Genomic DNA, 24,818 nt, shown 5'->3' with positions numbered 1-24,818 from the left:
GCGCGGCACCGAAGAAAGCCATGCTCTCCCTCCTCACCCTGAGGCGGGTCGGACAGGCCGAACCCTACGGCGGCAGCTTGTCGATCAGCCCCTGGAGCTGTCCCGGCAGCGGCGTGCCGTCCTGCCGGGCGTAGAGGTCGCGCAATTGCCGGCCGATCTCGGACAGGCTCATCGAGCCCTTCATGATCAGCCGGTCGGCCTGCCGTCCGAGGCTCTCCTTCTCCGACGGGGTGATCTCCTTGGCCGTGAGCACCACCACGGGAATGCTGTCGCCGTCCGGGCGCCCGCGTAGCGCCCGCAGGAAGGCGAAGCCGTCCATCACCGGCATCATCAGGTCGAGCAGGATCAGGCTCGGGCGTTCAGCGTCGAGGCTCTCCAGGGCGGCGGCGCCGTTCTCGGCCTCGCGCACCTGCCAGCCGTCCCGCTGGAGCGTGCGGCGCACCCGCTCGCGGGCATCTGCATCGTCGTCGACCACGAGCACGCTGCCCTCGCGGTCGACGGGGCGGTAGCGCTCCATCGCGTCCTTGAGCGCGCTCCAGTCGATCGGCTTGACCATGTAGTCGGTGGCGCCGAGCACGTGGGCGAGGCTGAACTCGTTGACCACGCTGGTGATGATCACCGGCGTCTCGGCGATCTCGGGATCGGTGCGGATCGCGTGCAGCACCGCCCAGCCGTCCATGCGCGGCATCTCGATGTCGAGCAGGATCGCCCTGGGCTTCAACGCCCGCGCCAACGTCAGCCCGGCCCGGCCATCGTTGGCGGTGCGAACGCGAAACCCCTCGCGTTCGAGGAAGCGCTGGAGCAGGTCGCGGGCGGCCGGATCGTCGTCGACGAGCAGCACCACGTCGTGCAGATGCGCCTCGCCCTCGGTGATCTCGTGGACGCGGGCGGCGACGCTCTGCGCCTCCACCTCCTCCTCATGGGCGGCGAGTTCGGCCGGCAGGCGGATGGTGAAGGTCGCGCCCGCGCCGAACGTGCTCTCGACGCCGATCGAGCCGCCCATCCGCTCGACGAAGGCGCGGGTGATGGCGAGCCCGAGGCCGGTACCGCCGAACTGGCGCGTGGTCGATTCGTCCGCCTGGGAGAAGCGCTCGAACAGCCGGCCGATCTGCTCTTCCGTCAGCCCGATGCCGGTGTCGGAGACCGCAAAGCGCATCCAGTCGGCACCGTCCTGCCGGAAACGCCGCACCGAGAGGACGATCTCGCCGTCTTCCGAGAACTTGGCGGCGTTGCCGATCAGGTTGATCAGCGACTGGCGCAGCTTGAGCTGGTCCTGATGCATCGCGCCGAGGCCGATCATCGGATCGCCCTCGACGTCGAGGCGGAAATGGTTGCGCTTCTTCGTGATGAGCGACTGCGTCGCGGCGGTGACATCCTCGATCAGCGTCGCCACGTCGAAGGTCTCCGCCGCCAGCGTCAACCGTCCAGCCTCGATCTTCGAGATGTCGAGCACATCATTGATGAGGCCCAGCAGGTGGCGGGCCGAAGACTCGATCTTGCGCAGATCCGGCAGCAGCTCGGCCTGACCGAGATCCTCCAGCTCCTCGCCGAGCATCTCGGAATAGCCGATCACCGCCGAGAGCGGTGTGCGCAGCTCGTGGCTCATATTGGCCAGGAACTGGCTCTTGGCGAGGTTGGCGGCCTCCGCCGCGGCGCGGGCTTGCTCGATCGCGGCCTCCGCCTCCTTCCGGGCGGTGATGTCGATGTTGAGCCCGACCCATTCGCGGATGGTGCCGTCCTCGCCGAGCACCGGCACGCCGCGCACCTCCATGTCGCGCCAGACGCCGTCATGGCGGCGCAAGCGGTACTCGACCTCGTAGGTCTTCGCCGCCTCGACGCATTCGGCCCAGACCTCGGCGGCCCGCGCCCGGTCGTCGGGATGGACGGCATCGACCCAGCCCCAGCCCTGGTAGGCTTCCTCGCTCTGCCCGGTATAGGCGGCCCAGCGCGGCTGGGGCGGCAACAGTTCGCCCGTGGCCGTGGTGTTCCAGATCACGGCCGCCGAGGCATCGACCAGCGCCCGGAAGCGCTGCTCGGAATGGCCGAGCGCGTCCTGTGCGAGGCGCGTCTCGGTGACGTCGGTGTTGGTGCCGTACCAACGCACGATGACGCCCTCGGCGTTGCGCACCGGCTCGGCCAGCGACAGGAACCAGAGGTAGCGGCCGTCCTTGCCGCGCAACGGAAAGGTGTCCTGCCACGATTCGCCCGCGGCGATGCAGGCGGAGAAGCGCGCGGCGGCGCGCTCGAGATGGTCGGGATGGTGCAGCTTGCGCCAGCCGTGATCGGCCATCTCGGCCGGTGTGGTGCCGGTGTAGTCGTACCAGCGGCGATTGTACCAGACGAGGTTGCCGTCGGCCTCGGCGATCCAGGCGAGTTGCGGCAGCGCGTCGGCGAGATTGCGGAAATCCGCCATGGTCGGCCCGGTGTCCGGCACCTTCCCGCTCTGTAGGGGCACAGTGATGTCTCCCGTCGTGGCGTTGCCGCCTCGGCGCTGCGGCCTTGGCCTTGCTGTCCCGGCATCGCCCGCAAAAGCTGTGGCCGGCTTTTGCGGGAAAGCACAATCAAAAGTCGGAGCCGCCGCTCAGCGCCGCAGCCGGTTGCCGAGCACGAAACCGAACAGCCCCATCAGCACGATGCCCGCCGCCCCCTGAAGACCGACCAGCAGGTTGGTGACGCGCCCGATCGGCTTCACGCCGATCTCAGGCGGGTTGGCCGTCATCATGTTGAGCGCGCTGTAGCTGACGAGGTCGAGGGGATTGTAGGTCGGGATGTTCTCGCCCTCGTGGAACAGCCCGCCGGTCGCGCCGTAGGCCCCGGCGAACAGGACGATCCCGACGAGAAAGGCGCGGGCGATCCGCGACAGGCTCTCGCCGTAATCGCACAGCCACTCGACGAAGCGGTCGGCGATCCAGCGGTAGCCGTGGCTCAGGGTTCCCCGGATGTCGCGGGCGAAAAAGGCCTCGCGGGCGCGCTGGCCGGCATGGCGGCGGCCCATGCGGCGCCCGCGCTTGTAGGCCCAGCTCGCCCCCTCGGGGCTGCCGATGCTCTGGAGGTTGCGCTCCAGGGCGAGATAGCTCGCCTGCGCCGCCTCGTACTCGCCCGCCTTCTCCTCGCCGACCATGCCCCCGATCTGCTCGACGGAGAGCCGCACGCCCTCCAGCCACGCCCCGGCGAAGCGCGCGTGGTGCAGCCGGCACGCGGTGAGGTCGAGCCGAACGAGGCTGGTGCGGGAGAAGTCGGCTCCCGACAGGTCCGCCCCGTCGAGACGGGCGCCGGAGAAGTTGGCCCCGCGCAGCCGCGAGCCGACGAGCCGCGCCTTTTTAAGGCTCGCGCCCTCGAAGTCGGCGCCGGTCAGGTTGCAGTCGGAGAGGTTGGCCTCGTCGAGCCGGGCCTTGCGGAACACGGAATCGTCGGCATCCGCGCCCGTGAAGTCGGTGCCCCACAGGTCGGCACCCTCGAAGCGGGCGCCGTCGAGGAGAGCCTTGTCGAGCCGGGCGAAGCGCATGGTCGCGCCGGAGAAATCGGCATCCTCGATCATCGCCTCGCGGAAGGAGGCTTGGCCCCCTGCGATTCCGGTAAAGCGCGCGCCGCTGAGGTCGGCGCCGGAAAAATCCGCCTCTTCCACGCAGGCGCCCGCAAAATCGGCCGAGCGCGCGAGCGCACCGGCGAGCGAGACGCGCCGCAGATTGGCGCCCGACAGATCCGTCTCTTCCAGTCGGGCGTCGGCGAGATCGGCTCCGGCCAGATCGAGCCCGCCCGACCCTTCCACCCACCACGGAGGCGGCGCCTGCGGATCGACGCTCGGAGTCAGGGCGTCGCGCCCGAGGGCGAGCCCGGCGAGGTCGTCGCGCCCGCTGATCGAGAACGGCGCCTCACGCTCCGCGAGATGCGCGAGCAGCGCCGTGACGCGCGGATCGCCGTCCTCCGCCCCGCCATCCCGCACCGCGTTCGCCCCGAATGATCCGTCCGTGCGCTCCCCTTAGCCGTGCGGAGCCGAGCGAGACAAGGCAGCGAATATGACAAGGGATAAGGATTGCGTGCAGGCCCATGAGACCGCAACGGGTTTCCGCGCGTTAGGTCGCGGAAAGCGCGTGCAGCGCGAGTGAGGGGTTTCGGCGTGTCGGGTAAAATCCTGCTGGTGGAAGACCACGAGGAGATCTGGGACTTCCTCTCCCGCCGGCTGAAACGCCGCGGCTACGAGGTGGTGCTGGCCCATGACGGCGAGGCGGGCGTGCAGCAGGCCCGCGCCGCCCAACCCGACGTGATCCTGCTCGACATGAACCTGCCGATCCTCGACGGCTGGTCGACCGCCCGCGCCCTCAAGGCCGCGCCCGATACGCGCGCCATCCCGATCATCGCGCTCACGGCCCACGCCATGTCGGGCGACCGCGACAAGGCGATCCAGGCCGGCTGCGACGACTACCACCCGAAGCCGATCGATTTTCCGAAACTGCTGACTCAGATCGGCACGGCGATCGGGTCGGGGGAGTGAGAGGCTGACCCACCCATCCCGGATCTCATCCACCCCCTCATCCTGAGATGCCGCGAAGCGGCCTCTGGACGATTCTTCGAGGCTCGCTAGCGGGGGCACCTCAAGATGCCGGTGAGGATGGGATCGGCCGTGCCTCCCCGAAAGCCAAAGCCCTCTGCTTCTCTCGACACGTGTGAGTACGCCATCATGAGGATGTCATGACCACCGATCCGGTCACCCAGCGGCTCCTGCGCCAGGCGCTGCCGGTCGTGACGACGCTCGCCTCGCTGCTGCTCGTGGTGACGCTCGCGAGCGCGTTGTATTTCGGCCGCGACATCCTCGTGCCGGTAGCGCTCGCGATCCTGCTCAGCTTCGTCCTGGTCCCCGCCGTGCGTGCCCTGCGGCGCATCCGGGTGCCGCGCGCGGCCGCCGTGCTGCTCGTCGTGCTGCTCGCCTTCGGCACCCTCGGCGCGGTGGGCAGCCTGATCGCTCGGGAAGCCGCGCAGCTCGCAGCGGACCTACCGCGCTACTCGCTGACGCTACGCGACAAGATCACGGCGCTGCGCGCTGCCACCGCCGAGCGGGGCGGCCTGTCCGACACCTTCTCCGGCTTCTTCGACATGGCGGAAGAGATCGGCAAGGAGCTGCAGCCGCCCGTCAAGTCCGAGTCCGAGACGAGCGCGGCGCTGGGTACGGCGGCGCGGCCGATGCAGGTCGAGATCCACGCCCCCCGTTCCGGTCTGCTGAAGACGCTGGGCAGCGTGGCGGGCGGGGTGCTGCACCCGCTGGCGACGCTCGGCCTGATCCTGCTGTTCACGATCTTCATCCTGCTCCAGCGCGAGGATCTGCGGAACCGCGCGATCCGGCTCGCGGGGTCGAGCGACCTGCGCCGCACCACCGCGGCGATCGACGACGCCGCCGCCCGGCTCAGCCGCTTCTTCATCGCCCAGCTCATCCTCAATTTCGCCTTCGGCCTCGTGATCGGCGTCGGCCTGTGGTTCATCGGCGTGCCGAGCCCGATCCTGTTCGGGGTCATCGCCGGCATCTCGCGCTTCGTGCCCTATGTCGGCGCGGTGATCTCGGCGGTGCTGCCGCTCGCCATTGCGGTGGCGGTCGATCCCGGCTGGTCGATGGCGATCCAGGTCGCGATCCTATTCGTGATCGTCGAGCCCATCGCCGGCCACGTGGTCGAGCCGCTGCTCTACGGCCACTCCACCGGCATCTCGCCCATGGCGGTGATCCTGGCGGCGACGATCTGGACCTTCCTGTGGGGGCCGATCGGCCTGCTGCTCGCCACCCCGCTCACCGTCTGCCTCGTGGTGCTCGGGCGCCATGTCGAGCGGCTGTGGTTCCTCGACGTGATCCTGGGGGATCGCCCGGCCCTCGGCCCGCAGGAGATCTTCTACCAGCGCATGCTCGCGGGCGACCCCGCCGAGGCGATCGACCAGGGACGGCTGTTCCTCAAGGAGCGGGCGCTCGTGACCTATTACGACGAGGTCGTGCTGCCGGGCCTTCGTATGGCCCAGGAGGATGCGGCGCGCGGCATGCTCGACCGGGAGCGGCAGGGCGAGGTGGGAGCGGGCTTCCGCGCGGTCGTCGAAACGCTGGGGCTGGCGCGCAAGCGCGGCATGCCGCGGCGCTCGCGCAAGCCGAGAGGTGCCGAGGCCGAGGCCGCCTTCGCGGCGGTGGGGCCGGACCGGCGCGCCGCGGGCATCGTGCTCGGCCCGGAAGACCTCGCCCCGGCCTGGCGCGGCGCGGCGCCGGTCCTGTGCGTGCCGAGCGGGGGCGCCTTCGACGAGGCGGCAACCCTGATGCTGGCCCAGACCCTCTCCCGCCACGGCCTTGGCGCGCGGGTGACGACGGTCGACGCGCTGCGCGACGGCCTGCCCGAGGGCGAACGCCCGGCGATGATCTGCTTCTCCTATCTCGACCCGATCAGCCTGTCGCAGATTCGCCTCACCATCCGCCGCGCTCGCAAGGCCGCGCCCGGGGTGACGATCCTCGTCGGCTTCTGGCGCGAGCGCGACCCGGCCTCCCTCGGGCGCCTGCGCCGCGCGACCTCGGCCGACCTGCTCGTGACCTCGCTGAGCGAGGCTCTCGATGCGGCGCTGGAGCGGGCACGGACCGGCACCGCGCCCACCAACACGCCCCGGCTCCGGCAGGCAGCGTAGAGGGCGGGGCAAGGCCCGCTCAGAACAGCGCCACCAGGGCGACGCCCGCGATCATCAGCCCGCCGCCGACGAGGCGCGCGAGGCTCGCGGGATGGGTGGCGAAGCCTTCGAGCCCGAAATGGTCGAGGGTGATCGAGGTGACGACGCCCGCGGTGACGAGGAGGCCGAGGAAACTCGCCGCCCCGATCCGCTGCGCGACGAAGAGCTGGGCCAGGATCACGCCGGCCCCGAGCACCCCGCCACCCCAGGCCCACCAGGGCGTGGCGCCCGCCTGCTCAAGGCTCGGCAGGTGCAGCCGCCCGGTCGCGAGGCCGATGACGAGCACGGTGGCGGTGCCGACCAGCATCGAGACGAGCCCGGCCGCGAAGGGTTCACCGAACGATTTGGCAAGCTGCGTGCTCTGACCGGGCTGCATCGCCGTGGCGATGCCCGCGAGCAGGGCGATGCCGTAGAGAAACATCATCGTCTTTGGATCCCTGCGGCGCGAGCGATACGGGTTGGAGACCGCGTCAGTTCTTCGGCACCTTCTCCTTGCCCTTGCCGGGATTGGAAGTGTTCACGAGATCCGGCGCGGATTGCGCCTTCAGCGTCTGCCGCTGCGCCTCGGTGTCGATGCGCCGCCGGCGCGTGAACGGCTCCAGCGTCACCGGCCCGCCGCTCTCCAGCGCCTTCAGGATGCCCTCGATCACCCGCAGGTCGGCATAGCCCTCCTCGGCATCGGGCTCGGGGTCGGTGCTGTTCAGGATGCAATCCGAGAAGTATTTCAGCTCGCCGCCGAAATGGTCGGTGTTCTTGAAGCTCTCGTGGTTCTTCGTCTCGCCGAGCGTCACCGTGCGCTCCAACGGCTTGCCGTACATGTAGGCCGGATTGACCTCGACGCTGCCCTTGGTGCCGACCACGGCGTAGGTGTCGAGCACGTTGCCGTAATAGGACAGCACGAACTGCGCGAGGCGGTTCTGCGGAAAGCGCAGGGTGACGGCGACGGTGTCGTCGAAATCGCCCAGGCCCGCCTCGGGATGGCGCACGCCGACGGCCGAGACCACCTCGGTCGGCTCGTCGCCGAACAGGTAGCGCACGGCATTGATCGGGTAGGGGCCCATGTCGAAGATCGGCCCCGCCTCGACGCCGCTCGTCGCCCGGTGGTTCTCGGGCGAGACCATCTGCGTGAAGGTCGAGGAGAAGGTCAGGATCTCGCCGAGTTCGCCTGAGCGGATCAGGTCGATCGTGGCCAGCGTCGCCGGCTCGAAATGCAGCCGGTAGGCGACCATCAGCTTGGCCGTGGAGGCCGCCTGCGCCGCCATGATCTCCCGGCATTTTTCGGCTGAGATCTCCAGCGGCTTCTCGACCAGGACGTGGATGCCGGCCTTGAGAGCGGGGATCGCGAACTCGGCGTGGCGCCAATTCGGCGTGGCGAGATAGATCGCGTCGATCGTGCCCGAGGCGAGCAGTGCGCCGAACTGCTCGTAGCCGTAGGTCTCTGTGACGCCGTAGCGCTCGCCGACCCGGCGCGCCTTCTCGGGATCGCCGGTGACGAAGGCCGTGACCTCGGAATTGCCGGTATGCGCCACGCCCGGCAGCATCGCCTCCTGCGCGATGTCGCCGAGCGCCACGACCGCGTAGCGGACCTTCTTGCCCGAGGTCAGGCCAAGGGCGGACAGAACGCTCATGCGGGGATCTCCTGAGAGGCGGGTCGGAACGGCGCGGGGCCGGCTCCGCACGGGTGGGGCGCGTCGAGCGGCCGTCGGCAGGCTTGGAAAGGCCAGGGGAGGGACGAGGGCCAGGCGGTTGCGGGTCGACCGGAGAACCGGGGGAAGCAGGCCCTGTTCCGCCGTGCGGGACCATCAGCCGCGGTTCATCAAGCGTGGCGTAAGAAGGGCGCGAGGCGTGGGGCGGATTCCGGTCCGTCCGGTGCCTCTTTTCGGCCCTCCCGGAGCCCGTCCGTGCCGCCCGCCTCTTCGATCCTCGATACCCTGATCGCCATCCCCGTGCGCAACGAGGCCGAGCGGATCGCCCGCTGCCTGAAGGCGATCGACGGGCAGACCGGGATCGCGCCGGGACGGCTCGGGCTCGTGCTGTTCCTCAACAACTGCACCGACGGGACCGAGCGGATCGTGGCCGACCTCGTGCCGCAGATGTCGATTCCCGTTCGGGTGATCGAGCGTGTCCATGCCGGCGCCCATGCCGGCTGGGCGCGGCGCGCGGCGATGGATGCGGCGGTCGCGTGGCTCGAAGAGACGGGCACGGCCGAAGCGGCGACCCTCCTGACGACGGATGCCGACAGCATCGTGCCGCCGGACTGGGTCGCGGCCAACCTCGCCGCCCTGGCGGCGGGCGCCGACGCGGTCGCCGGCCGGGTCGAGCTGATCCCCGAGGAGGCGGCCCTGCTGCCGCCCTCGCTGCCCGCCCGCGGCCAGCTGGAGGACAGCTACGACGCCCTCATCACCGAGATGGAGGCGCGCATCGATCCCGATCCGCACGATCCCTGGCCCTGCCACCGCACCACCATCGGTGCCTCGCTCGCCGTGCGGCTTCCCGCCTACACGCAAGTCGGCGGCATGCCGGAGATCCCGCTCGGCGAGGACGGCGCCTTCGTCGGCGCCTTGCTGCAGCGGGGTTTTCGCGTGCGCCACGACCGTGCGGTGCTGGTCCTGATCTCGGCCCGTCTCACCGGGCGCGCGGCCGGCGGCGTCGCCGACACGATCCGCTCCCGCTGCGAGAAGCCCGACGCCCTCTGCGACGCCCGGATGGAAGCGGTGCCTCGCGCCCTCCACCGCTACGCCTGGCGGGCGCGGCTGCGACGCCTCTACAACCAGGGCCGGCTCGCCCGCGACCTCGGCTGGGCGCGCCGGCTCGGCATCCCCGAGGCGGAGGCCCGCCGCATCGCCGCCCTGCCGCGAGTCGGCGAGATCGTCGCGGCCGTCGATCGCGCCAGCCCGCGCCTTGCCTACCACCCGCTGATGCCGAGGCAATTACCGGGGCAGATCCGGCTCGCCCGCCTCGTCCTGCCGCTGCTGCGCATAGGCCTGCGTCTGCGCCGGTCGGCGCCTGCCGCCGCGCATCCCGTCGTGCCTGCAGCCACCGCCGACGCGTAAAGTTCCGTGTATCCAAAGGGATCATCCCTTTGGCGGGGTATCGGGGCAGCGCCCGGATCTCCCTTCCACCAGGGCTCCGCCCTGGACCCGCGAAAGGGCTTGCCCTTTCGAAACCCCCGACCTCGGCTACGGCGTCTCGTCGCGCGTCGGGCCGAAGATCGGCTCGAAGGCGGCGCGCAGGGCCATGTCCACCTCGGGCAGGCTGACGATGCGGCCGAGATCGGCCAAGCTCGTGACCCCGTGCTCGCGCACGCCGCAGGGCACGATGCCGGAGAAGTGGGAGAGATCCGGCTCGACGTTGAGGCTGATGCCGTGCAGGCTCACCCAGCGCCGCACGCGGATGCCGATCGCCGCGATCTTGTCCTCGACGCAGACACCGTTCACTTCGCCCTTGTCCGGCCGGCGCACCCACACCCCGACCCGGTCCTCCCGGCGCTCCGCCCGGACGTTGTAGGCATCGAGCGTCGCGATCAGCCACGCCTCCAGGCTCGCCACATAGGCCCGCAGGTCGGGTTTGCGCCGGTTGAGGTCGAGCATCACGTAGGCGATGCGCTGGCCCGGCCCGTGATAGGTGTATTGCCCGCCCCGCCCCGTGCGGTGGACGGGGAAGCGCTCCGGCTCCACGAGGTCGGCGGACTTGGCCGAGGTGCCGGCCGTGTAGAGCGGCGGATGCTCCAGGAGCCAGACCAGTTCGTCCGCCTCGCCCCGTGCGATGGCGGTGGCGCGGGCCTCCATCTCGGCCTCCGCCTCGACGTAGTCGACGAGGCCGTCGGTCACGCGCCAGGCCACCGGCGGCGCGCTCACGCGCGGCAGGAATGTCGCGGGTGCGATCGAAAGCCGGGACGCGGGCGCCGTGAAGGAATTGTTTACCAAGACTTCACCCTTGCATGCGGAAGGTTTTCCGAACGTTGAGAAAGGGAGCATCCGCGCGTGGCGGTCCTGGACGAATTGCAGGTCGATCTCAAGGTCGTGCTGGGGCGCAGCCACATGCCGCTGCACATGCTGCTGCGCATGGGCCGCGGCGCGGTGATCGAGTTGGAAGCCACCGAGACCGACATGGTCGAGATCCTCGCCAACGATCACCCGATCGCCCGCGGGCAGATCGTGGTGACCGGCAACCGCATCTCGGTGGAGGTGACCGAGCTGATCCGCAAGGCCGACGTGGTGCGCACCCCCGGCGTGACGATCGGGGAGGGCGCCGTGCCGATCCTCGACGACGCCGAGGCGGGGTTCTGACGCGTTTTCGAGGCGGCAAAATGCGAAGAAGCGAATCCGGCGCTTGTGCCCGCCCCGGGCATCTGTTATCCGCTGCGCCGCCCACACAAGACACCGGCTGCTGACGAAGCGGCACGGCGGCAAGGGCGGCCATGGCGGAATTGGTAGACGCGCTAGCTTGAGGTGCTAGTCCCGCGAGGGGTGGAGGTTCGAGTCCTCTTGGCCGCACCAAACTTTTTCCTAACGATGGGAAGAGGTTAGGTGGATGATAGAGATGAGGATGACCGCACTCTCACACAGCGGTCTCACACACAGTTCCTCTCAGAGTAGCCAGACCGTGGAAAGACCCAAAGACAGGGGTCTACCCTCTACGGCAACGCACTCCCCGTGACATTCTCCCGAGCTTGAGGGCACAGTCCGTCGCTGCCGGTGGGTAGCTTGCGGATGTCGGTCACGAGCGGCGCCATCGTTCAGCTGTCGCTGTGGACGAAAGAGCCGAATCAAGCGCGTATCTGGCATTCGGTCGCCGATGGGGCCTTGAAGCTCGTCTGGCAGGCTCGGCAGAACGAAGTTGACCGCAGTGCCCCGGCTGACGCTCCGGTGAGGATCGAGGAACCTGTCACGCAGGCTGCCCCGGCCGTAGAGACAGCCCGTGGACCGTCTCCCCCGACATCCATCCCTGCGGCGAACGCGCTGAGTGTCGAGCGAATTACCGTTGGCGATCTGTTCGATCGGTGGGCCGCCTACAGCGCGGACAAGAAGGTCCTCAACACCATCAAGCGGTATCGGGGAAGCTTCCGATCATTCGAAGCCTTCACCAAGGATCGCGACGTGCGAATGCCGACCGCCGACGCCCTTTTCACGTAGGCTGAACACCGGCGTGACGTAGAGGGAGTGACGGCCCGCGCGATCAACAAGAACATATGGTCGCCGTTGGGTCCGTCATGGGTTGGGCCGCCAACCGGCAGGGCGAGACACTTCTGTCGGACAATCCCGGCCGTGGCGTCCGCTTGGATGAGCCGAGCTGGCCGCGCGTCCGATCCAAAACGGGTTGCTACTCCTGGTCCTTCGGCAAGCCCACGGCCGCAACGCCTCCGTAGCTTGCTCAACCCGCGCCGTAACCGCCCTTGGCGTTGTCCTTCGAGAGATCCGGCGATTGCTTCTCACCCTCCACCGAAGCCGGACCGGTCGGTCCCAAATCCGGCTGCTCTTCGGGCTTGCTGCCCTCACCGAGGGGGCGACCGGGCGGCACCGAGCCGGCCGCCTCCCTCTCCGTCTTTGCGTCTGCCATCGTGAACCTCCGGAGCTTCCGATAAGGCAATGCCGGAGGCTCCCCGAAGTTTCGCCGCGGGGGGATGCTCGTTGGCGATATCGGATGCGGAGATGGCCACGCCCTCTCGCTCACCGGCGGATCGGCCTGCCCCATCGGGGGGACCGCCGACCGGTGCCGCTCAGGCGAGGGCAGGCTGCGGCAGGCGTGGCCGATACCGGCGGCAGAGAACGAACAGACAGTAGAACTGGAAGATCGTCGACATCCGGTTGTGTGCCAGAAAGAGGTAGCCGGTCGCGCTGTTGAGGATGAAGGCGATCAGCAGGGCCGAGAGCAGGAAGGCCGTGCGACGCTCGAGGCTCGGATGCGCGAAGATGGATGACGAGGCGAAGAGCAGGACGAGATAGAACGCACCGCCGACGAGACCGAGGCCGACCAGGGTGTCGAGAAAGGTGTTGTGGAAGTCGGGCGTGAAGAAGAACATCTCGCGCTCCCACACGCTCCAGGCCCGTGAGAACGGATCGGTGTTGAAGAAGCTCAGATAGCCGTAGCCGAACACCGGCCGGTCGCGGAAGGCTTCGAGGGCGTAGGGCCAGAAGTTGCTGCGCCCGGTGAAGTCGGGGCTGCGACCGAGCGCGACGGCGATGTCGCCGACGCCGATGAAGGGCAGGATCAGCGAGAGCAGGATCGCGAACCCGGTCACCGTCGCGAAGATGACCCGGCCACAGCCGGGGAGCAGCCGGGCGGCGAGCATCGTCACGCCGGCCACCGCAATGCCGCTGACGGAGGACATCGAGTTCGCCAGGATCAGCCCGAGCGCGAGGATGGCCAGTGCCGGGACCCGTAGTCCCCGGGGACTCGCGCCGGGCAGGAACAGCAGGATCAGGATGGAGCTTGCGGCAAACATGCCGTGCAGGGTTTTGCTGCCGTAGGCCCCGAACAGCTCGCCCGACATCAGGAAGCCCGGCCGGGTGATGTCGGTGCGCACCGCATCGGGCATGACCACCACCATCACCAGGGAGGACGCGACCAGGAAGACGTTGGTCCAGGCAAACAGGCTCAGGAACACCGCCGGATGGACGACGGACGCCAGGGCCGCGGCGATGGCGATGTTCAGGACGAGCATCCCCGCAGGAACCAGCGAGGCCCAGCTATCGGTCGCCCAGCAGGTGGAGAGCAGGATGTAGCCGGCGAGCGGAAGGACGGCGATCAGGCAGAGGTCGATCCCGTTGCGCAGCACGTCGCGCAGCACCACGCAGACGGACAGGGCGTAGAGCGCGAGCCAGAGGCCGACATAGAGCAGGTTGTTCCGGTTCGACGGCATCAGCGTCTTCGTGTTGCCGACGTCGTTGTTGCTGCCGAGGAAGACCACGTAGAACGCGTTCACGCACATCATCACCGCGAAGACGACGAAGGCGAGCCGCCACCGCTGGCCGGAAAACCCGCTCAGGAGCGGCGCGGCGCGCAGCCCGGCGGCCGGATTCGCGGCAGGGAGGCCAGTGGCGGGACGGCTCGTGGCGGTCATGGAACGAGACACGACGAAGGGCTTGGCGCAGGGCGCGGAACGGTGTCCGGGGCCCCTCCCGAAGCGCAGCGTCCGGGACTGGAGAGCGGATCAGGCACGCGCCGCCTCGCCCGATCCGGCCGGGGGCCGCGCGGTGGTCGCCGCCTCGCCGCGCAGGACGCCGAGGGCGACCGCCGCAAGGATGCCGAGCGCGAGGCCGACCAGCGTCCCGATGGCGAGGACGATGGCCTTGCTCAGGTTCGTCGGCGTCTCGGGCGGGGAGGCCGCACCGATCACGCGGATGTTGTTCACGTTGACCTGCGTCTGCTCGATCAGTTCGCGGGAGCGCACGAGGTACTGGGCGAACAGCTTGCGCTGGGCCTCCGCCTCCGCCTCCCGCGCGCGCAGCTCGGCGAGAGCGCGGTCGTCGGCGAGTGAGGTCGTCGACATCGCCTCGACCGTCCTGCGCAGCTCCTCCTCGGTCTGCTTTGCGCGGCGGTAGTCGTTTCGGGCCGCGTCGCCGATCCGCTGCAGCTCCTGGCCGAGCTGATCCTGCAGGGCGTCGATCTCCCGGCCGACCGAGTTCAGCTCCGGGTGGCGCGGCCCCAGCACGTTGGCGAGGTTGGCCCGGCGCCGGCGAGCCTCGGCGATCTGATAGCGCAACTGGATCATCGCCTGGGACTGAACGGCCTCCGACAGGCCGTCGAGCCGGCCGCGCAGGGCGCTCGCCTGCTCCATCCGGACGAGTGCCTCGGCGGACCGGGCCCGGGCGGCGGCAAGCTGGGTATTGAGGTCGCGCAGGCGCCGGTCCCGCGTCAGGGCGCCGTCGGCGCTGACGAGGTCGTGCTCGGTCCTGAAGGTCTCGACCCGATTTTCCGCCGCGCGGACGGCGGCGCGCAGTTCGGCGAGGCGGTCGTCGAGGGAGGCGCCGGAGCGGCGCGCGAGCTCGGCGCGGGTCCGGCTCGCCTGTTCGGTGTAGAGCGTCACGAGATCGTTCGCGATCCGGGCGGACTTGTCGGGATCGCGGGTGGCCACGTGCACCTCGACGACGAAGCTGCGCTCGGCGCGGCGGACGGCGATCTTGCGCTCGAGGGCTTGGAGGGCCGCGCGACGCGGATCGGGCGCGCGGGCCGGCGACAGGCCGACGAGATCGAACAGCGCCGCCTTCGTCCGACGCAGCAGGCCCGGCGGGTCGCCGGCGAATTCGGGATCCGCGTCGAGCCGGTCGCGGGCGATCAGGGCATTGAGGACCGTGCTCGACCGCAGCACGCGCATCTCGTTCTCGACCGAGGCGATTTGTGCGTCGGCGTTGTCGATGCTCGGCGTCACCTCGCGCTCGACGACCCGGAGCGCCCGCGGATCGATGATGACCTGTGCGGTGGCAACGTAATTCGGTTCGGTCCTCGCGATGAAGGCCGTGCTGCCGAGGGCGCCGAGGATCATCGAGAGAGCGATGAGCCGGCGGCGGCGCCTGAGCATCGCCAGGAGCTGCGTCGGTGTGATCGAGGGGGATTGCCCGGCGGAGGCGGCGGGCCAATCGAGAGAGGAGAGCGGGATGGCTCCGCGCACGGCCGGATAGGTCGTCATTGGGTCGTCAAGCCGCAATCGGCCCCTCGCGTTGAGCGCGTACCCTCGGATGCCGGATGGCCCTGAGACACGCCAAGGTCGCTCACACACCGATGCAAGGTCTCGGCCGGTCCCATCGTCCCGTCCAGGGACACGCGGAACCGGTCGGGCGCGCGCCGCCGGGGACGGAGGATCGGGTCGGGAGCGAGGTTCCCTCCGGTCCCACCGCGGACCGTCCCGGTTCGGGATCGTCCGCCACCCCGGTGCCGGTCCGTCCCTGCGCATGGCCGCGCGGGCGTCCCCTTCGAGCGAGACGCCCTCTATATGGATGCCGTCCCTTCCCGCGGAGATGGCTCATGGACCTCGACGTTTCGCTTCATATCGCCGGCCGGTGGCGCTCCGGAAGCGGCGGCGAGACCCTGTCGATCCTCAATCCGGCCACCGGCGAGTCGATCGGCCGGGTCGCGGTCGCCAGCCAAGCCGATCTCGACGAGGCGCTGGAGGCGGTCGCGCGCGGCTTCGCCGCTTGGCGGCGGGTCTCCGCCTTCGACCGGTCCAAGGTTCTGCGCCGGGCCGCCGCCCTGATGCGCGAGCGTGCGGAGGGGATCGCCCGCACCATGACGCTCGAGCAGGGTAAGCCGCTCGCCGAGGCGCGCGCCGAGACGGCGGTCGCCGCCGACATCATCGAGTGGTTCGCCGAAGAGGGGCGGCGCGCCTACGGCCGGGTCATCCCCGCCCGCGCAGAAGGCGTGCTCCAGATCGTCACCCGCGAACCCGTCGGGCCGGTGGCGGCCTTCACACCGTGGAACTTCCCGATCAACCAGGCCGTGCGAAAGCTCTCGGCGGCGCTCTGCACCGGCTGCCCGGTCATCCTCAAGGGCCCCGAGGACACCCCCGCCTCCTGCGCCGAACTGGTGCGTGCCTTCCTCGACGCGGGCGTGCCCGGCGACGCGCTCGCCCTCGTCTACGGCGATCCGGCCGAAATTTCCGGCACCCTCATCCCGCATCCAGCGATCCACAAGATCACCTTCACCGGCTCGACCACGGTCGGCAAGCAACTCGCGGCTTTGGCCGGCCAGCACATGAAGCGGGCGACGATGGAGCTCGGCGGCCACGCCCCGGCGATCGTGTTCGACGACGCCGATATCGATACCGCCGTGCGGGTGCTGTCCGCCAACAAGTACCGCAATGCGGGCCAGGTCTGCGTCGCCCCGACCCGCTTCCTCGTGCAGGAGCGGGTGTACGACCGCTTCATCGACGGATTCGTCGCGGCCTCGAAAGCGCTCAAGGTCGGCGATGGACTCGACCCCGACACGCAGATGGGTCCTCTCGTCCACGGCCGCCGGGTCGAGGCGATGGAGGCCTTCGTGGCCGATGCCGAGGCCAAGGGCGCGCGGCTTCTCACCGGCGGCAGCCGCATCGGCAATCGCGGCCACTTCTTCGAGCCCACCGTCTTCGCCGACGTGCCGCTTGACGCCCGGATCATGAATGAGGAGCCGTTCGGGCCGATCGCGGCGATCCGGCGCTTCTCGGGGGACGAGGAGGCCTTCGCTGAAGCCAACCGCCTGCCTTACGGGCTCGCGGCCTATGCCTATACCCGCTCGGCTGCCCGGGCGAACCGAGCGGGCGAGAGGATCGAAGCCGGCATGATCTCGATCAACCATCACGGCATCGCGCTCCCCGAGACGCCGTTCGGCGGCATCAAGGATTCTGGCTACGGCAGCGAGGGCGGCTCGGAAGCGATCGAGGCCTATCTCGTGACGAAGTTCGTGACGCAGGCCAACGCCTGAAGCCGCATCGTCGAGCAAGACCGCGCGGGTCTGGCGTGAAGTCCAAAGCCGTCATCCAGAGCGGATCGGCCAGTTCGGGCCCGACAAGGCGATCCGCCAAGATGCGATCGCCTTGTCGGGACGGGTCGTTCCGACTGTCGCGCAGGGCCGCCTGAGCGCCCGCGCCGAGCCACGTCGCGGGCATGACCGTTCCAGACGATCGATGGCGGTCGAGGGCTGTGGCCCTACTCCCCTCTGTTCTTGCCGATCCTCAATTTCGGGCAGCGTCGTCAACAGGGGGATCTTGTAAAAACGAAACCTTTTCTCACGTCGGGGAGTTGCACTTTCCACCAACGGAAGAAAAGGACAGCTTGGGTCAAGCGAGCTGCTCCAGGGAAGCGCTCGCATGCTGTACCCTCTTTACGAGGCTGGCCATCTCATGCTCGCACCGATGCGCCTGGCGGCGGAAGCCACGCGGTTGGCCTGCGAGAATCCCTTCAATCCCCTCGCTTATGCCCCCCAGAGCCGCACCGTCGCTGCCGGCTGCGAGATGTTCGAGCGCGCCACCCGCGTCTACGCCAAGCCCGCCTTCGGGCTCGGCGTGCCGGAGCGGATCGTCTGGGAGCGTCCGTTCTGCCGCGTCATCGCCTTCGGCGAGCCGTCCGCCGAACTCGACGCCAAGCCGAAGCTCCTGATCGTCGCGCCGCTGTCGGGCCATTACGCCACGCTGCTGCGCGGCACCGTCGAGGCCTTCCTCGACAGCCATCAGGTCTTCATCACGGATTGGGCCGATGCCCGTCAGGTGCCCGCGAGCGCCGGCCGGTTCGGTCTCGACGACTACATCGATACCTGCATCGCCCTGTTCGCGGCGCTCGGGCCGGATCTCCACGTCGCGGCCGTGTGTCAGCCCTCCGTGCCGGTGCTCGCCGCCATCGCCCGGATGGAGGCGGAGGATCACCCGCTCGTGCCGCGTACGGCCGTGCTGATGGGCGGGCCCGTCGATACCCGCCGCTCGCCCACCGCCGTCAACGCCCTGGCCCAGGAGAAGGGGTTTGCCTGGTTCGAGCGGCACTGCATCCACACCGTGCCGCCGGGCTATCCCGGCCTGGGCCGCGCCGTCTATCCGGGCTTCCTGCAGCTTGCCGGCTTCATGGGGATGAACCTCGAACGTCACCGGGACGCCCACCACGCGATGTTCGACCATCTCGTGCGCGGCGATGGCGATTCCGCCGCCCGCCACCGGGCCTTCTACGACGAGTATCTGGCGGTGATGGATCTGACCGCCGAGTTCTACCTCGAGACGATCGAGCGGGTCTTCATCAGCCACGACCTGCCCCGCGGCACCCTGCGCCATCACGGCGAGCCGGTCGATCTCGGCGCGATCCGTCGCTGCCACCTGATGGCGGTGGAGGGCGAGAAGGACGACATCACCGGGCTTGGCCAGACAAAGGCCGCGCTCGATCTCGCGGTGAACCTGCCCGAGGCGGCCAAGACCTACCACATGCAGCCGGGCGCCGGGCATTACGGCATCTTCAACGGTTCACGCTTCCGCCAGGACATCGTGCCGCTGGTGCGGGGCTTCATGGAGCGCAGCCTGCGGCCTGCCGCCATGCGGCCGGCCCCCGTGGTGCCGGCGCCGGAGCCGCACCCGATCCTGCTGCGCCAGGATCCGATCAAGCGGCCGCCGGAGGCCGCGCCCGCCGATCCGATCGTGTGGCCGGACGCCGCCCTCGAACGGGCGGAGCGGCCCGGCCGGGGCGACGCCATCCCGCAGCGGATCGCCCTGTAATCCCTTTGTCGGAAGCCCCCATCGCACGAAGCGGCCGCCGATCTCCCTCGGCGGCCGCTTCGCCTTTCTGGAAGCCGCGACGCCAGCGCGTTTGACCCATCCCCGTCAGAGAATTATGAATTCAAAAACGCCCAACACTTGGTGAGGCGAGGGGAGGGAGGTTCCACTTGAGCGCGAACTTGGGCGGGAGCTTGGGCGGGAACTTGAGCGCAGGTGCGAAGCCAGACGAGGCAGCCTCCGGCGCACCGGCCCCGAGCGCGCGAGCGCTGGCCCGCAACGCGGCCGGGCTGCCGCGCAAGCTCGCGGAGGTTTTGCAGGGCGAGGCTCGCTTCGACGCCTTCACCCGCGGACGCTACGCCACCGACGCCTCGATCTACCAGATCATGCCGGCCGGCGTCGTCTTCCCCAAGAGCGCCGCCGACATTGCCGCGACCCTGAAAGTGGCGGCTCAGTTCGACCTGCCCGTTATCATGCGCGGCGGCGGCACCTCCCAGAACGGCCAGCCGATCGGCACCGGCCTCGTGGTCGATTGCTCGCGCCACTTCAACGGCGTGCTGGCCTACGACGCGGAAGGCGGCACGGTCACGGTCGAGCCCGGCCACGTGCTGGAGCGCCTCAACGCCCGGCTGAAGGCGGACGGCTGGTTCTTCCCCGTCGAGCCCTCGACCGCGACCCGCTGCACCATCGGCGGCATGGCCGGCAACAATTCCTGCGGCGCCCGCTCGCTGCGCTACGGCAAGATGAGCGACAACGTGCTGGCCCTGGAGGCGCTGTTCCACGACGGCGCCGCCTTCGGCTTCGGGCTCACCGGAAACGCGACGAGCGCGGTCACCGGCGGCGCCCGTGCCGACGATCTGGCGCGCCGGATGCTCGCCCTCGCCGACGCGCACCGCGACGAGATCGAGAAGATGTACCCGCGAGTGCAGCGGCGGGTCGGCGGCTACAATCTCGATTCCCTGATCGAGCCGCGCCCGAACCTCGCCCATCTCCTCGTCGGCTCGGAGGGGACGCTCGCCGCCACCACCTCGGTCACGCTCAAGCTCTCGCGCCTGCCGGCCCATCGCGCCATGGGCGTGTGCCACTTCCCCTCGTTCCGCGCGGCGATGGAGACGACGCAGCACATCGTCGCCCTCGATCCCGTGGCGGTCGAGCTCGTGGACAACAACGTGCTCGTGCTCGGCGCCGACATCCCGCTGTTCCGCACCACGCTCGCCGACATCACCCGGGGGCAGCCGAACTGCCTGCTGCTCGCCGAATTCGCCGGCGACGACCTCGCTGCCCTGAAGCGCGACTTGAAGCGGCTCGACCAGTGCATGGCCGATCACGGCTTTCCCGACGCCGTGGTCGAGGTGGTGGAGCCGAACCGCCAGAAGGCGGTGTGGGAGGTGCGCGAGGCCTGCCTCAACATCATGATGTCGATGAAGGGAGACGCGAAGCCCGTCTCCTTCATCGAGGATTGCGCCGTCCCCCTCGATCATCTGGCCGACTACACCGACGCCGTCACCGAGGTGTTCACGCGGCACGGCACCCGCGGCACGTGGTACGCCCACGCCTCCGTCGGCTGCCTGCACGTGCGCCCGATCCTCGACATGAAGCAGGGCGGCGATGTCCGGAAGATGCGCGCCATCGCCGAAGAGACCGCGGAGCTGGTGCGCCGCCACAAGGGCTCCTATTCGGGCGAGCACGGCGACGGCATCTCGCGCTCCGAGTTCGTCGAGCCGCTGTTCGGCGCCAAGCTCACCCGCGCTTTCGAGACGGTGAAGGACGGGTTCGACCCGGACAACCGCCTGAACCCGAACAAGATCGTCCGCCCGCTGAAGATGGACGACCGCACCCTGATGCGCTTCGGCCCCGACTATGCCGTGAGCGCCCCGCGAGAGACAGCGCTGGACTGGTCGGATTGGGGTGGGTTCGGCCCGGCGGTCGAAATGTGCAACAACAACGGCACCTGCCGGAAGCTCGCCGGGGGCGCGATGTGCCCCTCCTATCGCGCCACCCGCGACGAGCAGCACCTCACCCGCGGCCGCGCCAACTCGCTGCGTCTCGCGATCTCAGGGCAGCTCGGGCCGGATGCCTTCCTCAGCCCTGAGATGAAGCGCACGATGGATCTGTGCGTCTCGTGCAAGGCCTGCCGCCGGGAATGCCCGACTGGCGTCGACATGGCCAAGATGAAGGTCGAGTTCCTGCACCATTACCACGCCCGGCACGGCCTGCCGCTGAAGGAGCGGCTGGTGGCCGAGATGCCGCGCTATGCCGGCGTGGCGGCCGCGCTCGCGCCGCTCTTGAACCTGCGCAACCGCTATCCGGCGCTGGCCCGCTTCGGTGAGAGCTGGGCCGGTTTCTCGGCTCGCCGCTCGCTGCCCGAATGGCGCCGGCCCTGGCGGGAATCCGGCGAGGTCGCCCACCCCGAAGACGTGGCGGGCGACCATCGCGACCTCGTCCTGTTCGGCGACACCTTCAACCGCGCTTTCGAGCGCGAGAATCTTGAGGCCGCCGAACGGGTTTTGACGGCCGCCGGCTACCGCCTGCACCGCGTGGTCGCACACAAAGGGCGCCGCCCGCTCTGCTGCGGCCGCACCTACCTCGCCTCCGGCCAGACCGACCGGGCGCGCGCGGAGGCGCGCCGCACGCTCGACACGCTCCTGCCCTTCGTGCGGGCCGGCGCCCGCGTCATCGGCCTGGAGCCCTCCTGCCTCCTGACCTTCCGCGACGAGTTCCTGTCGCTGCTGCCGCGGGAGGAGGCCAGCGAACTGGCAGGCAAAGCCTTCCTGTTCGAGGAGCTTCTGGCCGCCGACCTCGCCGCCGGCCGCATCACGCTCCCGCTCGCCGACCAGGGCGGCCGGGTCGCCCACCTGCACGGACACTGCCACCAGAAGTCTTTCGGGGCGATGGGTGCGGTGGAGACGGTGTTGCGCGCGGTGCCGGGGCTCGATGTCCGCGTCATCGAATCGAGCTGCTGCGGCATGGCCGGCGCGTTCGGCTATGGGCGGGACACGATCGACGCCTCCTTCGCCATGGCCGAGCTGTCGCTGTTCCCGGCGCTGCGCAACGCGTCAGCCGACGACCTCGTGGTCGCCGACGGCACCAGCTGCCGCCACCAGATCCACGATGGCCTCGGCCGCGACGCGATCCACGTCGCCCGCGTGCTCGACGCGGCCCTCGTGCCGGCGGGCTGACCGCGGCCCAGGGTCGCCGCCACGGAACGGCGGCCCTCGCACCCGGTTGTCGCGGCAATCCCCGAACAGGAGCCGTGATGACCGATCCGCTGACCAAGTACCCGCGCCCGCCCTTCGACACGCAACCGCAGAGCTTCCCCGGCAAGACGCCCAAGATGACCCCCGAGCCGGACCACGGCGAGGAGAGCTACAAGGGTTCGGGCAAGCTCACCGGCAAGGCGGCCCTAGTGACGGGCGGTGACAGCGGCATCGGCCGGGCGGTGGCCATCGCCTATGCCCGCGAGGGCGCCGACGTGGCGATCTCCTACCTGCCCGACGAGCAGAAGGACGCGGAGACCGTCGGCGCGTGGATCGAGCGGGCGGGCCGCCGCGCCCTGCTGCTTCCCGGCGACATCAAGGACGCTTCTTACGCCCGCGACATCGTCGAGCGCACGGCACAAGAATTCGGCCGGCTCGACATTCTGGTGAACAACGCCGCCTTCCAGCAGCCGAACCAAGGTGTTGCCGACATCGACGACGAAGTGTTCGAAAAACACTTCCGGACCAACATCTTCGGCCCGTTCTACGCCACCAAGGCGGCGCTGGCGCATCTCAAGCCCGGTGCCTCGGTGATCTTCACCTCCTCGGTCAATTCCAAGCACCCGGTGCCGACGCTCTTCGCCTACAGCGCCACCAAGGGCGCGCTCAGCAACATGGTGCTCGGCCTCGCGCAGCTTCTCGCGGAAAAGGGCATCCGCGTGAACGGCGTGCTACCCGGCCCGATCTGGACCCCGTTCATCCCCGCCGGGATGAGTGAGGATGCGGTGAAGACCTTCGGCAGCCAAGTGCCGTTCAACCGCCCCGGCCAGCCGGCGGAACTCGCCTCGGCCTATGTCATGCTCGCAGCGGAAGAGAGCAGCTACACCTCCGGCGCGCTCATCACCGTCGCGGGCGGCATGCCGATCTTCTGAACACAGGTTTCGAAAGACAAGTCCTTTCGCGGGTCCAGGGCAGAGCCCCGGCAGAAGGCCGGGGCTCTGCCCCGATCTACAAACCACCTTGCACCCCGCCAAAGGGGTGCCCCCTTTGGGATCCCGGATCTGATCAGCGGTAAGCCGCCATCCAGCCGAGGCCCGCCTCGGTGTTGGCGGCAGGCAGGTATTCGCAGCCGATGAAGCCGTCGTAGCCGAGCCGGTCGAGGGCCGCGAAGGCGGCGGCAAAGTCGATGCCGCCGGTGCCCGGCTCGTGGCGGCCGGGGGCGTCGGCGATCTGGACGTGGGCAATGCGGGCGCGGTGGGCGGTGAGACTGTCCACCAGATCCTCGCCCATCCGCGCCATGTGGTAGAGGTCCGCCTGAATGAAGAGGTTTTCGGAGCCCACCGCCTCGATCACCGCAGCCGCATCGGCGAGGCGGTTCAAGAAGAAGCCCGGCATGTCGCGGTCGTTGATCGGCTCGATCAGCAGGCGGATGCCGGCCTTGCCCAGGGCATCGGCGGCGTAGGCGAGGTTCTCGGTCAGCGTCGCGCGCAGGCGCGCCCGCTCGGCGTCCGGCGGCGCGAGGCCGGCGAGGCAGTTGACCTGCCGGCATCCGAGCGCCCCGGCGTAATCGATCGCTCGCGCGACCCCTTCGCGGAACTCGGACATCCGCTCAGGGAAGATGGCGATGCCGCGCTCGCCCGCCGCCCAATCGCCGGGGGGCAGGTTGTGCAGCACGAGCGGCAGGCCGGCCTCCGTCAGGCGCGGGGCCAGAGCCTCCTTCGGCTCGGCATAGGGAAACTGCATCTCGACGGCCGCGAAGCCCGCCGCACGGGCCTCAGCGAACCGGTCGAGCAGGGGTCGCTCCGCGAACAGCAGGCTCAGATTGGCGGCGAAGCGAGGCATGAACAAGCCGTTGAGTTGCGCGAAATGCATTCAAAAATGACGGGAAATGCGCGCCTCAGGCGCTTTCGCCGTGTACAACATCGCCGAGCGTGGGCGCCGCCGCCTCTTGATCGGCGGCGGCCTTTCGCTTGTTGCGCAGATGGCGGAACAGGATATCGCTGAGTTCCGGCCCGGCCCGGCGGCGAAGGGCGTCGAGGATCTCCTCATGCTCGCGCATCGCCTCGCCCCAGCGGTCGCGGTTGGCGTCGAGATTGGCCGAGTAGCGCGCCCGCCGCAGGCGCCCTGTGAAGCTGGCGTAGGTGGCGCTCAGGGCTGCGTTGTCGGCGGCCTCCACGATGCGGTCGTGGATCGCCTGATTGCAGGCGAAGTAGCCGTGCAGGTCGCGCCGCAGGTAGTGGCCGTACATCTCGTGGTGGAGCCGCTCGATCTCGGCATAGGCCGCGTCCGTGATACGCTCGCAGGCGAGCCGGCCGGCCAGAGCCTCCAGGCCGCCCATCACGTCGAACAACTCGACGATCTCGCGCTCGCCGATCCGGCGCACCCGCGCGCCGCGGTTCGGCAGCAGGTCGATCAGCCCCTCGGAGGCCAGCACCTTCAGCGCCTCCCGCAAGGGCGTGCGCGAGATGCCGAAGCGCTCGCAGAGCAGCCGCTCGGGCACCCGCGCGCCAGGGGCGAGATTGCCCTCGACGATGAAATCGCGCAGCCGTGCCAGCACCTCGTCGTGAAGGGAATGCACGAGGTTTTCCCGAGGCTTGGCGGAAAGCTTGGCCGCGGCCTCGGGCGAGTGCCCGGCGGGGAGGGAGATCGGGCCGTTCGCCTCCTCCGACTCGGCTGCGGCGAATGTCGTGGCGGAAGTCATGGCGAATTCGTAGCAGCGGGCTCAGCCGCCGTCGATGGGAGGATTGAAGGCATGATACTTCTTGTCTCAACTCAAA

The 24,818-nt window shown here is 69.5% G+C and carries 19 protein-coding genes and 1 tRNA gene; 10 read left to right on the top strand and 10 right to left on the bottom strand.

The window, feature by feature from the left end:
- Window positions 1-64: 64 nt before the first annotated feature.
- The gene (locus tag LPC10_RS21525) at window positions 65-2,413 is read right to left on the bottom strand and encodes a PAS domain-containing hybrid sensor histidine kinase/response regulator (RefSeq protein WP_231347114.1); all 2,349 of its coding nucleotides are present in this window, start codon (window positions 2,411-2,413) and stop codon (window positions 65-67) included.
- A 168-nt stretch (window positions 2,414-2,581) separates the two neighbouring features.
- The gene (locus tag LPC10_RS21520) at window positions 2,582-3,943 is read right to left on the bottom strand and encodes a pentapeptide repeat-containing protein (protein ID WP_231344289.1); all 1,362 of its coding nucleotides are present in this window, start codon (window positions 3,941-3,943) and stop codon (window positions 2,582-2,584) included.
- 174 nt (window positions 3,944-4,117) lie between these two features.
- On the opposite strand from LPC10_RS21520, the gene LPC10_RS21515 reads away from it, so the two are divergent.
- Both LPC10_RS21515 and LPC10_RS21510 read left to right on the top strand, forming a co-directional pair.
- Window positions 4,118-4,492 carry a response regulator gene (locus LPC10_RS21515; RefSeq protein WP_133089078.1) on the top strand — a complete coding sequence of 125 codons (375 nt, stop codon included), beginning with the start codon at window positions 4,118-4,120 and terminating at the stop codon, window positions 4,490-4,492.
- A 197-nt stretch (window positions 4,493-4,689) separates the two neighbouring features.
- A complete protein-coding gene (locus LPC10_RS21510; protein WP_231344288.1) occupies window positions 4,690-6,642 on the top strand; it encodes an AI-2E family transporter in 1,953 nt (650 codons plus the stop codon).
- Window positions 6,643-6,661: 19 nt separating this feature from the next.
- On the opposite strand, the gene LPC10_RS21505 is transcribed toward LPC10_RS21510, so the two are convergent.
- Window positions 6,662-7,105, bottom strand: coding sequence for a DMT family transporter (locus LPC10_RS21505; RefSeq protein ID WP_231344287.1), 444 nt, complete (start codon window positions 7,103-7,105; stop codon window positions 6,662-6,664).
- Between the two features lie 46 nt (window positions 7,106-7,151).
- Entirely contained in the window at window positions 7,152-8,309 is a 1,158-nt protein-coding gene (locus LPC10_RS21500) for a Gfo/Idh/MocA family protein (RefSeq protein WP_231344286.1), read from the bottom strand.
- A gap of 273 nt (window positions 8,310-8,582) precedes the next feature.
- On the opposite strand from LPC10_RS21500, the gene LPC10_RS21495 reads away from it, so the two are divergent.
- Window positions 8,583-9,734, top strand: a complete 1,152-nt coding sequence (locus LPC10_RS21495) for a glycosyltransferase family 2 protein (protein WP_231344285.1) — start codon at window positions 8,583-8,585, stop codon at window positions 9,732-9,734.
- A gap of 126 nt (window positions 9,735-9,860) precedes the next feature.
- Here the strand turns inward: LPC10_RS21495 and lipB are convergent, their stop codons facing one another.
- Window positions 9,861-10,607, bottom strand: coding sequence for a lipoyl(octanoyl) transferase LipB (gene lipB / locus LPC10_RS21490; RefSeq protein WP_231344284.1), 747 nt, complete (start codon window positions 10,605-10,607; stop codon window positions 9,861-9,863).
- Window positions 10,608-10,664: 57 nt separating this feature from the next.
- On the opposite strand from lipB, the gene LPC10_RS21485 reads away from it, so the two are divergent.
- From LPC10_RS21485 to LPC10_RS21475, 3 genes are all read left to right on the top strand, one after another.
- Window positions 10,665-10,970, top strand: coding sequence for a FliM/FliN family flagellar motor switch protein (locus LPC10_RS21485; protein ID WP_108941912.1), 306 nt, complete (start codon window positions 10,665-10,667; stop codon window positions 10,968-10,970).
- 125 nt (window positions 10,971-11,095) lie between these two features.
- Window positions 11,096-11,180, top strand: a tRNA-Leu gene (locus LPC10_RS21480).
- A 213-nt stretch (window positions 11,181-11,393) separates the two neighbouring features.
- Window positions 11,394-11,816 (top strand): hypothetical protein, encoded by a 423-nt coding sequence (locus LPC10_RS21475; protein ID WP_231344283.1) that lies wholly within the window; start codon window positions 11,394-11,396, stop codon window positions 11,814-11,816.
- 238 nt (window positions 11,817-12,054) lie between these two features.
- Here the strand turns inward: LPC10_RS21475 and LPC10_RS21470 are convergent, their stop codons facing one another.
- The 3 genes from LPC10_RS21470 to LPC10_RS21460 form a co-directional block, all read right to left on the bottom strand.
- Window positions 12,055-12,240 carry a hypothetical protein gene (locus LPC10_RS21470; protein WP_231344282.1) on the bottom strand — a complete coding sequence of 62 codons (186 nt, stop codon included), beginning with the start codon at window positions 12,238-12,240 and terminating at the stop codon, window positions 12,055-12,057.
- A 160-nt stretch (window positions 12,241-12,400) separates the two neighbouring features.
- The gene (locus tag LPC10_RS21465; RefSeq protein ID WP_231344281.1) at window positions 12,401-13,744 is read right to left on the bottom strand and encodes an O-antigen ligase; all 1,344 of its coding nucleotides are present in this window, start codon (window positions 13,742-13,744) and stop codon (window positions 12,401-12,403) included.
- 90 nt (window positions 13,745-13,834) lie between these two features.
- Window positions 13,835-15,310, bottom strand: coding sequence for a GumC family protein (locus LPC10_RS21460; protein ID WP_231344280.1), 1,476 nt, complete (start codon window positions 15,308-15,310; stop codon window positions 13,835-13,837).
- A gap of 335 nt (window positions 15,311-15,645) precedes the next feature.
- Between LPC10_RS21460 and LPC10_RS21455 the strand changes: the two genes are divergently transcribed.
- The 4 genes from LPC10_RS21455 (at window position 15,646) to LPC10_RS21440 (ending at window position 22,973) form a co-directional block, all read left to right on the top strand.
- Entirely contained in the window at window positions 15,646-17,079 is a 1,434-nt protein-coding gene (locus tag LPC10_RS21455) for an NAD-dependent succinate-semialdehyde dehydrogenase (RefSeq protein ID WP_231344279.1), read from the top strand.
- Between the two features lie 385 nt (window positions 17,080-17,464).
- Complete coding sequence (locus LPC10_RS21450) at window positions 17,465-18,847, top strand: polyhydroxyalkanoate depolymerase (RefSeq protein ID WP_231344278.1); 1,383 nt, start codon at window positions 17,465-17,467, stop codon at window positions 18,845-18,847.
- A gap of 203 nt (window positions 18,848-19,050) precedes the next feature.
- Complete coding sequence (locus LPC10_RS21445) at window positions 19,051-22,023, top strand: FAD-binding and (Fe-S)-binding domain-containing protein (RefSeq protein ID WP_231344277.1); 2,973 nt, start codon at window positions 19,051-19,053, stop codon at window positions 22,021-22,023.
- A 77-nt stretch (window positions 22,024-22,100) separates the two neighbouring features.
- Window positions 22,101-22,973 (top strand): SDR family oxidoreductase, encoded by an 873-nt coding sequence (locus LPC10_RS21440; protein WP_231344276.1) that lies wholly within the window; start codon window positions 22,101-22,103, stop codon window positions 22,971-22,973.
- 133 nt (window positions 22,974-23,106) lie between these two features.
- On the opposite strand, the gene hyi is transcribed toward LPC10_RS21440, so the two are convergent.
- Together hyi and LPC10_RS21430 are read right to left on the bottom strand one after the other, a co-directional pair.
- Entirely contained in the window at window positions 23,107-23,883 is a 777-nt protein-coding gene (gene hyi, locus LPC10_RS21435; protein WP_231344274.1) for a hydroxypyruvate isomerase, read from the bottom strand.
- A 55-nt stretch (window positions 23,884-23,938) separates the two neighbouring features.
- The gene (locus LPC10_RS21430) at window positions 23,939-24,742 is read right to left on the bottom strand and encodes a GntR family transcriptional regulator (RefSeq protein ID WP_231344273.1); all 804 of its coding nucleotides are present in this window, start codon (window positions 24,740-24,742) and stop codon (window positions 23,939-23,941) included.
- Window positions 24,743-24,818: the final 76 nt, after the last annotated feature.

Origin of the sequence: Methylorubrum sp. B1-46, assembly GCF_021117295.1 — a bacterium.
In the GTDB taxonomy this organism is placed as follows: domain Bacteria; phylum Pseudomonadota; class Alphaproteobacteria; order Rhizobiales; family Beijerinckiaceae; genus Methylobacterium.
This window is presented reverse-complemented; position numbering and strand designations above follow the sequence as displayed.

Coding starts and splice junctions, on each gene's coding strand:
- LPC10_RS21500 (WP_231344286.1), bottom strand. CDS start 8,309: ATGAGCGTTCTGTCCGCCCTTGGCCTGACCTCGGGCAAGAAGGTCCGC.
- hyi (WP_231344274.1), bottom strand. CDS start 23,883: ATGCCTCGCTTCGCCGCCAATCTGAGCCTGCTGTTCGCGGAGCGACCC.
- LPC10_RS21450 (WP_231344278.1), top strand. CDS start 17,465: ATGCTGTACCCTCTTTACGAGGCTGGCCATCTCATGCTCGCACCGATG.
- LPC10_RS21460 (WP_231344280.1), bottom strand. CDS start 15,310: ATGACGACCTATCCGGCCGTGCGCGGAGCCATCCCGCTCTCCTCTCTC.
- LPC10_RS21440 (WP_231344276.1), top strand. CDS start 22,101: ATGACCGATCCGCTGACCAAGTACCCGCGCCCGCCCTTCGACACGCAA.
- LPC10_RS21455 (WP_231344279.1), top strand. CDS start 15,646: ATGGACCTCGACGTTTCGCTTCATATCGCCGGCCGGTGGCGCTCCGGA.
- LPC10_RS21430 (WP_231344273.1), bottom strand. CDS start 24,742: ATGACTTCCGCCACGACATTCGCCGCAGCCGAGTCGGAGGAGGCGAAC.
- LPC10_RS21510 (WP_231344288.1), top strand. CDS start 4,690: ATGACCACCGATCCGGTCACCCAGCGGCTCCTGCGCCAGGCGCTGCCG.
- LPC10_RS21505 (WP_231344287.1), bottom strand. CDS start 7,105: ATGATGTTTCTCTACGGCATCGCCCTGCTCGCGGGCATCGCCACGGCG.
- LPC10_RS21525 (WP_231347114.1), bottom strand. CDS start 2,413: ATGGCGGATTTCCGCAATCTCGCCGACGCGCTGCCGCAACTCGCCTGG.
- LPC10_RS21465 (WP_231344281.1), bottom strand. CDS start 13,744: ATGACCGCCACGAGCCGTCCCGCCACTGGCCTCCCTGCCGCGAATCCG.
- LPC10_RS21475 (WP_231344283.1), top strand. CDS start 11,394: ATGTCGGTCACGAGCGGCGCCATCGTTCAGCTGTCGCTGTGGACGAAA.
- LPC10_RS21470 (WP_231344282.1), bottom strand. CDS start 12,240: ATGGCAGACGCAAAGACGGAGAGGGAGGCGGCCGGCTCGGTGCCGCCC.